Raw genomic sequence first — 13,689 nt, forward strand, 5'->3', positions numbered from 1 at the left:
AGTAAACCTGGTATCAGATTAATAATTGGCCGAAGCCGCTTGGGTTTGATCTTGTGTTTGAGGAGGTAAATTGACTGCTATGTTGCAGAGGATCTTGCCAGAGAAACGCGCGCGTAAAGTAAGGTAAATAAGTGAGTGGTTGTATGTCAGCTTAAGCGGTCTTACGTGTCAGTGAGCGGTTGCGGGGAGGAACAGGGGGCGAAAATTATGTGATTGAGATCACTTATAAGTCCTTTTTGATCCCCGACTGGCGACGGGGATCGACGAATCGTCGCTGCTGAGAACGATTCAGTAAGCACGAATTCCGTAAAGTTTTCCCTTTTCAGGCCGAAAATTCTGACATCTGTCTAGCGGAAAGAGAAAACATGTTAAAACGAATGAAGATTGTGACCAGCTTATTGCTGGTATTGGCGCTGTTTGGCCTTTTACAGCTCGCCTCTGGCGGTTTGTTCTTTAACTCACTAAAGAATGACAAAGAGAACTTTACCGTTCTGCAAACCATCCGCCAGCAGCAGTCTGCGCTGAATGCCACCTGGGTTGAACTGCTGCAAACACGAAATACCCTCAACCGTGCGGGTATTCGCTATATGATGGATCAGAGCAATATCGGCAGCGGTGCGACCGTTGCGGAGTTGATGCAGGTGGCGAGCACCGCCCTGAAACTGACGGAAAAAAACTGGGCGACCTATGAATCGCTTCCGCGCGATCCGCGTCAGAGCGAAGCCGCTTTTCAGGAGATCAGCCGGACCTATGACATCTACCACGGCGCGTTGGCGGAGCTGATCCAACTGCTGGGTGAAGGGAAGATCAATGCGTTTTTCGATCAACCGACGCAACGCTATCAGGATGGTTTTGAAAAGCAGTATATGAGCTACATGCAGCAGAACGATCGTCTGTATGACATTGCTGTTGAAGACAACAACCATTCTTACAGCCAGGCGATGTGGGTACTGGTATGCGTACTGATTACCGTACTGGCCGCCATTATCGCTGTCTGGTTTGGTATTAAGTTCTCGCTGATCGCGCCAATGAATCGTTTGATCGACAGCATTCGTCACATTGCCAGCGGCGATCTGGTAAAGCGTATTGACGTGGAAGGTTCCAACGAGATTGGGCAACTGGCAGAAAGCCTGCGTCACATGCAGGGTGAGTTGATGAGAACGGTGGGCGACGTGCGCAACGGTGCTAACGCGATCTACAGCGGCGCCAGCGAGATTGCGATGGGCAATAATGATCTCTCTTCGCGTACTGAGCAGCAGGCGGCCTCTCTGGAAGAAACGGCAGCCAGCATGGAAGAGTTAACCGCCACCGTGAAGCAGAACGCCGAAAATGCGCGTCAGGCCAGTCATCTGGCGCTGAGTGCTTCTGAAACGGCGCAGAAAGGCGGTAAGGTGGTGGATAACGTGGTGCAAACCATGCGTGATATCGCCTCCAGCTCGCAGAAAATCGCCGATATTATCAGTGTGATCGACGGTATTGCTTTCCAGACCAACATTCTGGCGCTGAATGCGGCGGTTGAAGCGGCACGTGCCGGCGAACAGGGACGTGGGTTTGCCGTGGTGGCAGGGGAAGTGCGTAACCTGGCTCAGCGCAGTGCGCAGGCTGCCCGCGAGATCAAGAGCCTGATTGAAGACTCTGTTAGCCGTGTGGATGTCGGTTCAACGCTGGTTGAAAGCGCCGGTGAAACGATGGATGAGATCGTCAATGCGGTAACCCGCGTGACCGATATTATGGGTGAAATCGCCTCCGCGTCTGACGAGCAGAGCCGTGGCATTGACCAGGTTGGTCTGGCCGTTGCTGAGATGGATCGGGTGACGCAACAGAACGCCTCGCTGGTGGAAGAGTCTGCTGCTGCGGCGGCGGCGCTGGAAGAACAAGCCAGCCGCCTGACGCAGGCCGTTGCCGTATTCCGTATTCAGCATGATCAACAGCGTGCGCGCGATGTGGCTGCTGCAAAACCGGCCGCAACACCTGTTCAGCCGCGTAAAGCGGCGGTGACGGATGCCGGGGATAACTGGGAAACGTTCTAAGCCCGTGATGCCGGATAGACGTTTATCCGGCATGTTAAATAAGCTTCAGGCGCATGGCACAGCGTAATTCATACGCCAGACCACGCGCCGCTTCTTCCTCTCTCTTCTGGCGCAGTGTTGGCATTAGCCCTTCATCGGCCAGCATTTCAAAGCCTAATCTTGCATAGAATGGGGCATTCCACGGCACATCGCGGAAGGTGGTCAAAGTGAGTGAGGTGAAGCCTTTCTCACGCGCGTGCCCGGCGACATGGTCAATCAATCTGCGGCCAATCCCTTTTCCCTGCCATTGCAGATGCAGAGAAATCTCGGCAATAAATAGCGAGGAGTCCAGCGTTTCCGCCAGCAAAAAACCCACGGGACAATGATTCACCAACGCCAGCCAGCTCATCCCTTTTTCCACATATTGCTGGTGCTGCGCGGGCGAAAGTGGGTGCTCGTCGGCGATCCACGCAAGCGAGGGGATGTCCCGGAAACGCTCTCCTGCTGAACATTCGATGTCTGGCAGGTTAGCGATATCAGTCAAGGTCGTGGGGCGCAGAGTAAGATTCATGGGGGAAGTATAGCGGGATTTGGTGAAGGTCCGGTAGCACGCGGTTACCGGACCTTTAGGGATCATTACTCCTGACGCGGGTCGCTGATAGGCTGACGCACCAGGAAGATGTAGGCGAGCGCGCCCACCATGGTCACACAGCCGCAGATGATCAGCGCCAGACGGAAAGAGTTGGTGGTATCAACAATAAATCCGGTGACGATCGGCGCGAATGACGCACAAATAAAGCTGGCAAAGTTCTGGATACTGCCCACAGAAGCCGTCATACGAGAGGCGACAGCGACGTGGATCAATCCCCAGCAGGATGTTCCGGCGAAATGGATGCAGAACAGCGCCATACCAATCAGCAACACGGCACTCATCGAGGTTGTCGCCTGCGGTACCACGAAGGTGAACGCAGCAGAACAGAACATCCCGGCAATAATACAAATCTTACGGCTCTTAATGGGGGCCATGCCACCTTTCACCAGCCAGTCGGTGACAAAACCGTTGATCAGCATTCCAGCTGCGCCAAACAGGAACGGGATGGCGGCCATTAAACCGGTGCTTTTTAAATCAAGATTATAGGAGGTTTGCAGGTAACCCGGCAGCCAGGCCAGATAGAGCCATGCGGTGTAGTTGATGCCGCTAAAGCCCAGCATCATGCCCCACATGGTACGGTTACGGAACAGGCTGCGCCATTCGGCGAAGCTCAGAGGATCGCGACGGGCATTGACGCTACCGGCATTCAGATAGGCTTGCTCAACGGCGCTCAGTTCAATCTGCTCGCGGTTGCGGTACAGCATATACCAGCCGATGGCGAGGAAAATGCCCAGCACACCGATGGTAATGAACATCCCGCGCCAGCCCATCACCAGCATCATGGCAGCCAGAATCGGCGGGCTAATCGCAACACCGATGGTGGAGGCGGCATTGAATAACCCCATCGGACGACCACGTTCTTTGATGTTGAACCAGTCGTTAATGACCTTCACACCGCACGGGTTCATTGGCGCTTCGCCGATCCCCATCCCGATACGAACCAGTACAAATTGGGTGAAGCTGTGAACCATGCCGGAGAGGGCCTGAAACAGCGACCAGAAAAACATGCCCAGCCCCAGCATAATGCGCGGACCTTTGCGGTCCAGTAACGGGCCGCAGGGCAACTGGGCAATACCGTAAGCGAGTGAGAATACGGACAGCAGGATACCAATTTGTGTTGCACTGAGTCCCAGTTCTTCGCGAATCGTTAAATTCGCTACCGACAGTGAGCTACGGTCGAGGTAATTAATGACGGCAGCAAAAAATAATAAAATCATTGCTGTGGTCTGAATGCGCTTTATTCGACTACTGCGTTGAACCATACCCTCTGGCGGAACATTAATATCCGCAGTTGAGGGTGCATCAAACGAAGAACTCGGGTCGAGGGTAATATTATTTTTTTCCACGCCGGACTCCTGAACCTCAATAATTTATTTTTACACAGTGCGGGACTGTGCAGTATTGAAAAAATACCAGTGACAAATCAATTTTTCGTCACCACTCACGAAAGTTTTTAATGCAGTCGACTTAGCGTGAGCATAGGCAAGAGGTATTTTTCTGGCGTTTTTATTTTTATAGAATCGTGCTCCCGGTAATGATTTACTGTTTTTTATCTGTTCTTAATGAGCGCTGTGGCTGCTTTGGTTGATAGAGCGAATCATCGATTGTTTGGCAGAATTCAAATGGTTACACAGCGCCAGGGTCGCATCCAGGTCACTGCGACAGATCAGCGCGCTGAGGATCGTCATATGTTCATCAATGGCGATGATGTTGCGCTGCTTGAGATCGCTCTCATCCCATTGATAGTGGAAGTGGAAAATCACAGATATTATTTCAAGTGATTGATTAAAGAAAATATTATCGGCGGCAGAGAGCAGTAGCGCATGGAATTCCCGGTCTAACTGCGAGAACATACGAAAGCTGCTGCCGATGCTGTCGCGCAGTACACGATGGCGCTCCAGCAATGTTTTCGCCTGTAGCCAACGAGGATCCTCATCGGGCAGGTTCAGGAAATGCTGCAGCGAATGCGTTTCCAGCATCTCTCTCAATTCGAACAGTTGCTCTGCATAGGCCTGATCAAATTGCTTCATGCTCCACTGACCGCGCTTTTCATTTTTGATCAGGTTGTAACGCTCGAATTTTAAAAGATATTCCCGCACTACCACCGGACTTACCCCCGCGGCTCTGGCGAGTTGCAGTTCGGAGAAACTCTCACCAGCCCGTAACTGACGCTGGTTGATCATGGTGAAAAAAGCGTGCTCAAAAATACGGTTTTGCTCGGTCATTGAGGCTGTTGTACATGAAAAACCGTCGTCGTGATCGGGTTTACGCACGATAACGTAGTGGCTCCCCACCTGCGTCAATACGCCGCACTCGCCCAGATGGCTCAGCATATGGCGTACCGTGGTGCGACTGATGTTGTACATCTCCGCCAGTGCGCTTTGTGAGGGCAGCGGGGAGGGGATATGGCCGCGCGCCATATCGTCGATCATCTGGTTAATCACATTGTGGCGTAGGTTCTGCGAACGGCTCATGGTGTCTCCTTTTTGCGTATTAAAACCCGATTTAAAACATTTTTATGCGTCGGGATTCACAGATTATGTTTCCGGTTTCTCCGGCTTTTTTATTTTCATCGATATCTGAGGCAACAAAAAAACAGGAGAGCAGAATCATGTCTACGATGAATACGTTGATTTGCCAGGAACCCAAGAAATTAGTCTGGAAAGAACGTGAAATACCTATTCCGGGTGAGGGTGAAGCATTAATAAAAATTAAGTCTGTCGGAATTTGCGGAACCGATATTCATGCCTGGGGCGGTAATCAACCTTTTTTTAGTTATCCACGTGTATTAGGTCATGAAATATGCGGAGAAATTGTTGGGCTGGGTAAAAATATACAAAATATGAAAACAGGCCAGCAGGTAGCCGTTATTCCTTACGTTGCATGTCAGCAGTGCCCGGCGTGCCAGAGCGGGCGGACGAACTGCTGCGAAAAGATCTCAGTGATAGGCGTACATCAGGACGGCGGTTTCAGCGAATATTTATCCGTTCCGGTCACAAACCTGCTGGATGCACAAGGGATTGACCCGCATGCGGCGGCGTTGATTGAACCTTATGCCATCAGCGCACATGCGGTACGCCGGGCAGCGGTTGCCCCTGGCGAGCAGGTACTTGTCGTGGGCGCGGGGCCGATTGGGCTCGGTGCGGCGGCCATTGCCAAAGCTGATGGCGCACAGGTTGTTGTCGCAGATACCAGCCCCGCACGGAGAGAGCATGTGATTTCCCGCCTGGAACTTCCGGTGCTTGATCCTGCAGCCGACGATTTTGAGGCGCAGTTGCGCGCACAATTTGACGGTTCGCTGGCGCAAAAAGTCATTGATGCAACGGGTAATCAGCATGCAATGAACAATACGGTGAATTTAATTCGCCACGGCGGCAGCATTGTGTTTGTTGGCCTGTTCAAGGGCGATTTGCAGTTCTCCGATCCTGAGTTTCACAAAAAAGAGACCACCATGATGGGCAGTCGCAACGCCACGCCGGAGGATTTCGCGAAAGTCGGTCGTTTGATGTCAGAAGGGAAGTTGACCGCGGAAATGATGCTCACGCACCGTTATCCTTTTGCGACCCTGGCGGAGATTTACGAACAGGATGTGATTAACAACCGTGAGCTGATCAAAGGCGTGATCACGTTCTGATAAGGAGTGTGCGATGAAGACATTGAATCGACGTGATTTTCCAGGCGCATGCTATCCGACGCGGGTGATCCAGTTTGGTGAAGGCAACTTCCTGCGTGCGTTTGTTGACTGGCAACTGGATATCCTGAATGAGAAGACGGATCTTCAGGCCGGTGTGACGATTGTGCGTCCGATTAATAGCGATTTTCCCCCTTCGCTAAATACTCAGGATGGTCTGTATACCACGCTTATTCGTGGGTTAAATGAGCAGGGTGAGGCGGTTAGCGAAGCGCGCTTGATCCGCTCGGTGAACAATGAAATTAACCCGTATCAGGATTTTGCGGCGTATCTGGCGCTGGCGCACAATCCGGATATCCGCTTCGTGTTTTCAAACACCACCGAAGCGGGGATTAGCTATCACGCTGGCGATAGCGTAGATGATGCACCGCCAGTCAGTTTTCCGGCCAAACTGACGCGCCTGCTGTTGGAACGTTTTCATCGTTTTGAGGGGGCAGTGGATAAGGGCTGGGTGATTATCCCGTGTGAGCTTATCGACTATAACGGTGAGGCGCTCAAAACGCTGGTGCTGCAGTATGCCCAGGAGTGGCAGCTTCCCCCGGCGTTTGCGGATTGGGTGGAAACGGCCAATACGTTCTGTTCAACGTTGGTAGACCGAATTGTGACCGGCTATCCACGCGAAGAAGCCGCTGCGATTGAGGCTACGCTGGGGTATCACGACGCCTTTCTGGATACTGCTGAACACTTTTACCTGTTTGTCATTCAGGGGCCGACATGGCTGTCTGAGGAACTGAAACTGGCGGAATGCCCGCTGAATATCCGTGTGGTGAACGACATTAAGCCATACAAGGAACGCAAGGTTGCCATTCTCAATGGGGCGCATACCGCGCTGGTGCCCGTTGCCTGGCTGTGTGATCTTGAGACCGTCGGTGAGGCGATGCAGGATGCTGATGTCCGCCACTTTGTCGAGCAGGCGATTGGGCAAGAAATTATCCCGGTGTTGGATCTACCCGCGGATGAGCTACGTGAATTTGCCGGGGCGGTCAGCGGACGTTTTCAGAATCCCTATATTCGGCATCAGCTTCTCTCCATCGCGCTTAATGGGATGACAAAATTTCGTACTCGCATTTTGCCGCAGTTGTTGGCTGGACAGCAGAACGCACACTGGCCGGTACGGCTGACGTTTGCACTGGCTGCACTCATCGCGTTTTATCGTGGGGAGCGTGCGGGAGAACGCTATCCCTTGCAGGATGATGAACAGTGGATCCGCCGGTATGCCGATCTTTGGCCGCGTGTCGGCAATGACCTGACGCTGCGTGAGCTGGTGGATGCGGTGCTCTGCGATAACGAGCACTGGGGCGAGGATCTCTCGTTGCGCCCTGGGTTGGCCGGGCAGGTGACGGCAAACCTGGCGCTCATTCTGGATCAGGGAATGCGCCAGGCGGTGAAGAGTCTCAATTAAAGTTGCCATGCAGCGCCCGGGGTGGTGTTGGGCGCTGTTTTTTTTCCTGGCAAAAGAGGGATTGATGTAGGCCCGAAGGTTTATCCCTGCACGTCCACGACTTTGATTTCTACCATCCCGATCCCGAGCTTACGCGGCGAGTGACCCAAAATGTTACCCTCGTTGGTGGCAACCGGATCGGGAGGGACAATCACCAGCGTGTCGGCGTTTGTCGGGTTATCAAAACGCAACGTGGTAGTACTGACATCATGGCTTAACGTCAGCATCTGCTCCTCGTTGCCGACACGAACGGGAATCGGGCGATTAGCGTTGTCACCGAAAGCCTTGGCGGTGATGACCAGATCAAATTTCTTCGGTAACGGCGCTTTGTATTCGATTTTCACCTCTTCGCTCAGCTGCGCATTGGACCAGCGTCCCCAGGATTCGGGGCGTGAAATCCCACTGAATTGTCTGACCTCTTCCGGGGCTCCGGCCACGTTAAAGATGAAACTGTCAGCTTTGTAGCGAATATCGTTATCGACAATTTTTAGCGTATCAACGTTGCCTTTGTAGCGCTCGATGTCGATGACCGTATCTTTAAATACGGTCTTACCTTTCCATTTGGCTTTATCGACGTGTTGCACGATCTGCTGTCCGCCTAACTGGCCTTGCGATACGCACCAGTCGGTTGAAAGCGCCAGCTCCGGCGCCCACAGCTGCGCCATTTTGTAGCAACGGTCTATCCAGACAAAGTTATCGCGCGGGGCGAAATCCGCCAGCTGGAAGCGCAGTGGGGCGGAGTATTCGCTTTCCGGCAGCGGCTCCACGCGTTTGTCCGACACGCGCAACAGCAGGGGCAGCCGGAAATGGCTCCCCGAGAAAGAGACCATGCTCTTGTCTTGATCGACGGTGAACGCTTTCATCTCTTTGGGGAAGTTCCACAACCGAATAATATCGGGCTTCCACGCCAGCACTTTTTCTTTGATGTTCAGGAACACTTCCGAAACGGATTCGCTGGACAAACTGCTGCGTCCGAGACCGATAAAGTTATCGCCCCCCAGAATATCCAGTACCGTGGCGCCGTTATCCATGGTGTTGCGTTTCACGGCCAGGGTTTCCTGCTGAGGCTTGTCACCGCGCAGGACAAAGAACAGATTATTGCGATCCTGTTTATTCAGGTACTTCCAGGCGGTGTTGTTCATCGCCAGGTGATCGGAAGAGACCACGATAACGGTATCTTTAAACCAGGGTGACGCTTTGATCTTATTAATAAATGCCGCAATGTTTTCCTGACTGCAGCTGACGGCGCTAAAGGACTGGTTTGCCTTACCGTCGATGTCATAGCGTTTACGGTTACAAGTGCGCGAGATGAATCCATCCGGGTGGTGCGTATCTACTGTCAGGGTAAACAGCGAAAAACGTTGACCAGAACGCGAAAGGGCTTCGAATTTTTTCCATGCTTCATCCAGCACGGTGTCATCATAAAAACCCCAGTCGTTGCGGTAAGTGGGGTCTGCCACCACGCTTTTTAACTCTTCCGCGCCGTACAGATAATCAAAACCATGGGATTTCAGGAATACGTCTTTCCCGGCAAAACGCAGATTTGCGCCCTGTACAAAATAGTTTTGATAGCCGGAGTTTTTCAAAATATCGCCCAGGCAGATATTTTGTGGGAAGAAACTGGAGACCGAGGCCGAGGCGTTACCTTCAAATGGAGCAAACAGTGGAATTCCGCACTGTGAGGCGACCATACCGGCGATGGTGTAATCCGTACCAGGCAATTGCATAGTGTGGCTGAAGTCCATTCCTTCATTTTTTAATGCGCCCAGTTCCGGGGTCAGATCCGGGAACGCGTCATTGTTAAAGTAGGTACGCTCCAGGCTTTCACCGTAGATATACACCAGGTTCAGCTTCGGGTTGGGAATGGTTTTCGAAGGTTCTTTGTAATACGCCGTGAAATCAGGATCGCCTTCGCGAGACTGGGATCGAACCAGTTCAGTGATCTGGTGAAATGCCGGGCTGGCATCAACAGAGGCCAGCGCGAGTATCAGCGCCAGCAGGCTGTAGCCCACATGATGAGGGTGGTGGCGACGGCGGCGCAGTACCCAGCCTAAGGCGGCAAAGACAGTGGTCAATGCCAGTGCAATCCCGACGCCCGGAAGAATATATTTGCTGATGCCCGCGCCTGTCAGGCTGTTGGTCAGCGTATAGAGCACCGCATCGTTAATGCCGTCGCCGGTGAAATAGTCACTGGCATACAGGGTGATATTCAAGACGATAAAAATTCCCAACACCGTCAACATGGCGGCAAACCACCAGGTATTGCGGCCCGCTTTCCAGGTGTAAATCAGCACCGAAGCGAGAAACAGAGTGATGGAGAATAATTCAGACAACGGACGATCCTCAGTAAACCAGCGGTTTGGCTGGCAGGCTAATCATTTGGGGAGATTACAATGTAATGGCGATGTTACATTGCTGCAATTCTAGTGACATTTAATGATGTTGTTGTTCAGAATTGGTTTAGAAATGCGTGTTTTTGAGGGGGATCACTGTGTGATTGAAGCAGCCGGGGGGACGCCGCGCGGGTCGGAAAAAGGCCGTACGCGGCGTTTGCAGCATCAGGAAATAAAGTTCATGCCCTGTTTTAAAACCAGATCGCATGCCTTGGTTTTTACCTGCTGCGCCAGTGAGCTGTTGCCAATGGTGCTCAGATCAAGCTGTTGCCCATCTTTGGCGTTGAGCAGGCCCTGAATTCCGTCCAGATAGTTCGTGTCTTTTTTCTGCTCTGGCGCGCTCAGACCCAGCTTATCCAGTACCTGGTTTTTGACGTTTTGCGCGTCAGTGACTGAAGCCAGTTTTTGTTTGGCACAGTATTCCAGGATACCCGCGGCATTATTCATACTGCTGGAGGTCAGTGACTGGTTGCTGCCGCTCAGGAGACTGGTCAGGGAAGAGAGCGAGGAGGTGCCTTGCTGTGAGGTTGAGCCTTGTTTGCTCAGTTCGCTGGCTGCGCTGGAAAGCGAATCCTGCCAGGAAGCCGCGAAAATGCTGGTGGAAATGAGTGTGCTGGCGGCAACCGCGCAGCACAGAATACGTTTTGCTGTTTTCATCATTATGGTCACTCTGTTATGCCTTTTCAGCGCAGTATAGCGCTGCTGGTCTTAAGAGTGTTCCCAATGCATTAATATTCTTTACCGGTTACCCGGCTACGGTAGCTTTCCCAGTTAAAAATGACCCACAGGCTGTTGCCGAGTCGCATACGATCCATCACACGTTCACCCAGCAGTTTGTTCATTTCATCCATATTGCTATTGGTGAGCATGCCGGTGGGGCGTTTTGACGATGAGCGGCGATCAACGATCTGGTTGATGATCACCTTTTCATAGCGGGATTCGGTTTGCATGCCGATCTCGTCGATCACCAACAGATCCACGTTGCTGAGATCGTTGAGTAACTGCTCTTCGCTGGTTTCTCGGTTGCTGAACGTATTTTTCATCGCCGACATGATATCGGCCACGGTAATGATCAGTACCGACTTGCCGCGCAGCAGCAGTTCGTTACAGATGGCGGCTGCCAGATGGTTTTTGCCGGTGCCCGGCTTGCCGGAGAAGATAAAGCTGGCGATGTTGCCATCAAACTCTTCAACGTACTGGCGGGCTTTGCTTAGGGCGTTCATCTGACCTTCGCACTCCACCCGATAGTTATCGAATGAACAGTTTTGGTGGAGCGGACGGATACCGGAGCGATTGAATGTGCGCTGCATTTTCATTGCCCGGTTCTCGCGAGCCAGTGCCGCCGCACGAATTTCACCTTGCTCTTTTTGCCATGCCAGCAGTTCCTCGCCCGTTTTAAAGGCAGGCTCTACATTGGGCGGCATCATTTTTTGCAGACGTTTCATCAGGTCGCCAACGTTTTTCATCGTTATCCTCTAAAACCTGGTGGAATATGACTGTCAGGTTCGCTGACACTGTTAACATCACGCTTTGGCATTCCGCCATTGCTGGCCCGGCCAATCTGCAGGCTACGCGCCAGTTTTTGTTGCCACTGAATATGGTGAAAAACTTTGCCTTCCGCCTGCCAGTAGGCAACAAATGAGGCCAGCTCTTCGGCGGTGACGGGCTCTCTCAACGCCACGCCCCATAATGCGGCTTGCCGCTGAAAATCGGCATCGGGCTGCCAGTCAGCGTACATCGCAAATTTCCCCATGGGAACCGCAACAGGTGCCGCTGACGGCTCTTCATAAAATTGCGCATCCAGCATCACATCGCTTCCCGGGCGTGACAGCTTCTCTTCAAGCGCCAATAGTTCAGCCAGCCGTTCAGGGGTAACGGCGTAAAAAGCGGGGGCATTATTGGCGAAAACAGCCACAGCACCGCTGGCTGACTTCGCCAGCACCGCGTTGTGATCGTGTAATAAGGCGTCAATACCGATGACGTCCGAAGTCAAAATTTTGCAGGGCATAATGTTTCTCAATACTGAACCACAACCGAGAAGGGGCTGCTTTTATAGTAACACAGAGAAGAGGGAGAGCAGCAGATGAGGGAAGGTTACCCCCATCTGCGATGTTGCTGGAGGGCGAAACAGTCAAACGCGCGGGCGCTTGCGATACAGCCATAATCCTGGAATGGAAAGACCGATAGAGAGGGCACCCACAATGGATGACGCTTTCAGGAAGTTGGTCAGCAGCGTAATCATCAGCGCTTCGCTATAGCCCAAATGGCCTATTTTCACCGCAGATATCATGGCGGTGTAGGCGGAGATCCCTGGAAACATCGGGATCACGGCAGCGACGGTGAAAACTTTCGGGTGCGCCAGATACCACCGTGACCACTGGATCCCAATACAACCCACCAGCAAGGAAGCCATAAAGGTTGACCATTCAATGTTGAATCCTGCGGTCATCATCACCATCCGCGAACCGTGCCCAAGCGCGCCGAGTAAGGCGCACCAGGGGAGCGCACGATGCGGTACGTTAAATACCATGGCAAACCCCGCTGCAGGGATCGCCGACAGGATCATGTCCTGCAGCAGTGCCAAAATGAAATCGATCACACCCATCCGCGAAGCCCCCATAACGTTAACGACATGACCACGCCCACACAGGTCGCAAGCGTGAGCAGACTGGCAATAGCCCAACGGGCAAGACCGGTATTAATGTGCCCTTTAAACATATCTGCGACGGAATTGATCAGGGGAAAACCCGGCACCAGCAGCAGTACGCTGGCAGCCATGGCGACGGTGGGGGTGTGACTAAATGTAGGCAGTGTCAGCAGCAAACCGGAAATCGTGGTGGCAACAAAGGCAGTGACACAGAAGTTAATTTGCGGGTGCAAATGCCGGGAGGCCAGAAACTGGCGGATATACATGGCGATCATACTGGCGAAAAAGGTAATCATCGCGCCATCCCATCCGCCTTTGTTGAGTTTACAGAAGCAGGCGCAAGACACCCCGACCATGAAAGCAACCAACCACCTTGGATAACGCAGCGGCTTAATTTGGCTAAAGCGTTTCTCTACGCCTTTTTCATCCAGCAGTCTGTGTTCTGCCAAAATGACGATGTGCTGCACTTCTGTCACAACGTGCATATTAATACCGCGATCCTGATTTTTTCGGGTCGAGGTCAGGCACTGCCCATCTTTGATCGTCGTCAGGACGATAGCATTGGACGAGATGGCGCTTTCGACGCTGTCCATTCCCAGTGCCAGCCCGAGGCGGGTGGAGAGTTCGTCAACCAGCGCGCTTTCCGCGCCGTGCTGCAGTAAAAAAAGTCCGCATTGAATACATAACCGTGTAACCGTTCGCTGTAACGACTGCTCTGTTTGCATGGCTCGCTCTGACTGAAACGCATCTCGGAAGGACTAAAGTCTACTTTTACCATGAAGCGTAAGCCAGTTGGCTCTGGCTAAGATCAAGGTTTGTGTTGAAAACAAGTGATGCTTCGTTTCACTTTCCTGAG

The 13,689-nt window shown here is 52.5% G+C and carries 12 protein-coding genes; 3 read left to right on the forward strand and 9 right to left on the reverse strand.

Annotated features, from left to right (window positions below; translation table 11 throughout):
• Positions 1–365 precede the first annotated feature (365 nt).
• Positions 366–2,030 (forward strand): methyl-accepting chemotaxis protein, encoded by a 1,665-nt coding sequence (gene tsr / locus N7268_RS08300; RefSeq protein ID WP_260862453.1) that lies wholly within the window; start codon positions 366–368, stop codon positions 2,028–2,030.
• Between the two features lie 34 nt (positions 2,031–2,064).
• On the opposite strand, the gene N7268_RS08305 is transcribed toward tsr, so the two are convergent.
• The 3 genes from N7268_RS08305 to N7268_RS08315 all read right to left on the reverse strand — a co-directional run bounded on the left by N7268_RS08305 (position 2,065) and on the right by N7268_RS08315 (position 5,135).
• Complete coding sequence (locus tag N7268_RS08305) at positions 2,065–2,580, reverse strand: GNAT family N-acetyltransferase (RefSeq protein ID WP_260863536.1); 516 nt, start codon at positions 2,578–2,580, stop codon at positions 2,065–2,067.
• Positions 2,581–2,645: 65 nt separating this feature from the next.
• A complete protein-coding gene (locus tag N7268_RS08310; RefSeq protein ID WP_260862454.1) occupies positions 2,646–4,007 on the reverse strand; it encodes an MFS transporter in 1,362 nt (453 codons plus the stop codon).
• A 213-nt stretch (positions 4,008–4,220) separates the two neighbouring features.
• Positions 4,221–5,135, reverse strand: a complete 915-nt coding sequence (locus tag N7268_RS08315; RefSeq protein WP_260862456.1) for a GntR family transcriptional regulator — start codon at positions 5,133–5,135, stop codon at positions 4,221–4,223.
• A 137-nt stretch (positions 5,136–5,272) separates the two neighbouring features.
• On the opposite strand from N7268_RS08315, the gene N7268_RS08320 reads away from it, so the two are divergent.
• Both N7268_RS08320 and N7268_RS08325 read left to right on the forward strand, forming a co-directional pair.
• On the forward strand, positions 5,273–6,295 hold the full coding sequence (locus tag N7268_RS08320) for a zinc-binding alcohol dehydrogenase family protein (RefSeq protein ID WP_260862458.1): 1,023 nt from the start codon (positions 5,273–5,275) through the stop codon (positions 6,293–6,295).
• 13 nt (positions 6,296–6,308) lie between these two features.
• Positions 6,309–7,754, forward strand: coding sequence for a tagaturonate reductase (locus N7268_RS08325; protein WP_260862459.1), 1,446 nt, complete (start codon positions 6,309–6,311; stop codon positions 7,752–7,754).
• An 80-nt stretch (positions 7,755–7,834) separates the two neighbouring features.
• On the opposite strand, the gene opgB is transcribed toward N7268_RS08325, so the two are convergent.
• The 6 genes from opgB to N7268_RS08355 all read right to left on the reverse strand — a co-directional run bounded on the left by opgB (position 7,835) and on the right by N7268_RS08355 (position 13,558).
• On the reverse strand, positions 7,835–10,126 hold the full coding sequence (gene opgB, locus N7268_RS08330) for a phosphatidylglycerol--membrane-oligosaccharide glycerophosphotransferase (RefSeq protein WP_260862460.1): 2,292 nt from the start codon (positions 10,124–10,126) through the stop codon (positions 7,835–7,837).
• A 225-nt stretch (positions 10,127–10,351) separates the two neighbouring features.
• Complete coding sequence (locus N7268_RS08335) at positions 10,352–10,846, reverse strand: DUF2501 domain-containing protein (RefSeq protein ID WP_198906590.1); 495 nt, start codon at positions 10,844–10,846, stop codon at positions 10,352–10,354.
• Between the two features lie 68 nt (positions 10,847–10,914).
• Positions 10,915–11,652 (reverse strand): DNA replication protein DnaC, encoded by a 738-nt coding sequence (gene dnaC, locus N7268_RS08340; RefSeq protein ID WP_198906589.1) that lies wholly within the window; start codon positions 11,650–11,652, stop codon positions 10,915–10,917.
• 2 nt (positions 11,653–11,654) lie between these two features.
• On the reverse strand, positions 11,655–12,194 hold the full coding sequence (gene dnaT, locus N7268_RS08345) for a primosomal protein DnaT (protein ID WP_260862461.1): 540 nt from the start codon (positions 12,192–12,194) through the stop codon (positions 11,655–11,657).
• A 123-nt stretch (positions 12,195–12,317) separates the two neighbouring features.
• On the reverse strand, positions 12,318–12,791 hold the full coding sequence (locus N7268_RS08350; RefSeq protein WP_198906587.1) for a threonine/serine exporter: 474 nt from the start codon (positions 12,789–12,791) through the stop codon (positions 12,318–12,320).
• Entirely contained in the window at positions 12,782–13,558 is a 777-nt protein-coding gene (locus N7268_RS08355) for a threonine/serine exporter ThrE family protein (protein ID WP_198906586.1), read from the reverse strand. Before N7268_RS08355 ends, N7268_RS08350 begins: the two co-directional genes overlap by 10 nt.
• Between the last annotated feature and the right edge of the window lie 131 nt (positions 13,559–13,689).

This window comes from Citrobacter sp. Marseille-Q6884 (assembly GCF_945906775.1).
Lineage (GTDB): Bacteria > Pseudomonadota > Gammaproteobacteria > Enterobacterales > Enterobacteriaceae > Citrobacter.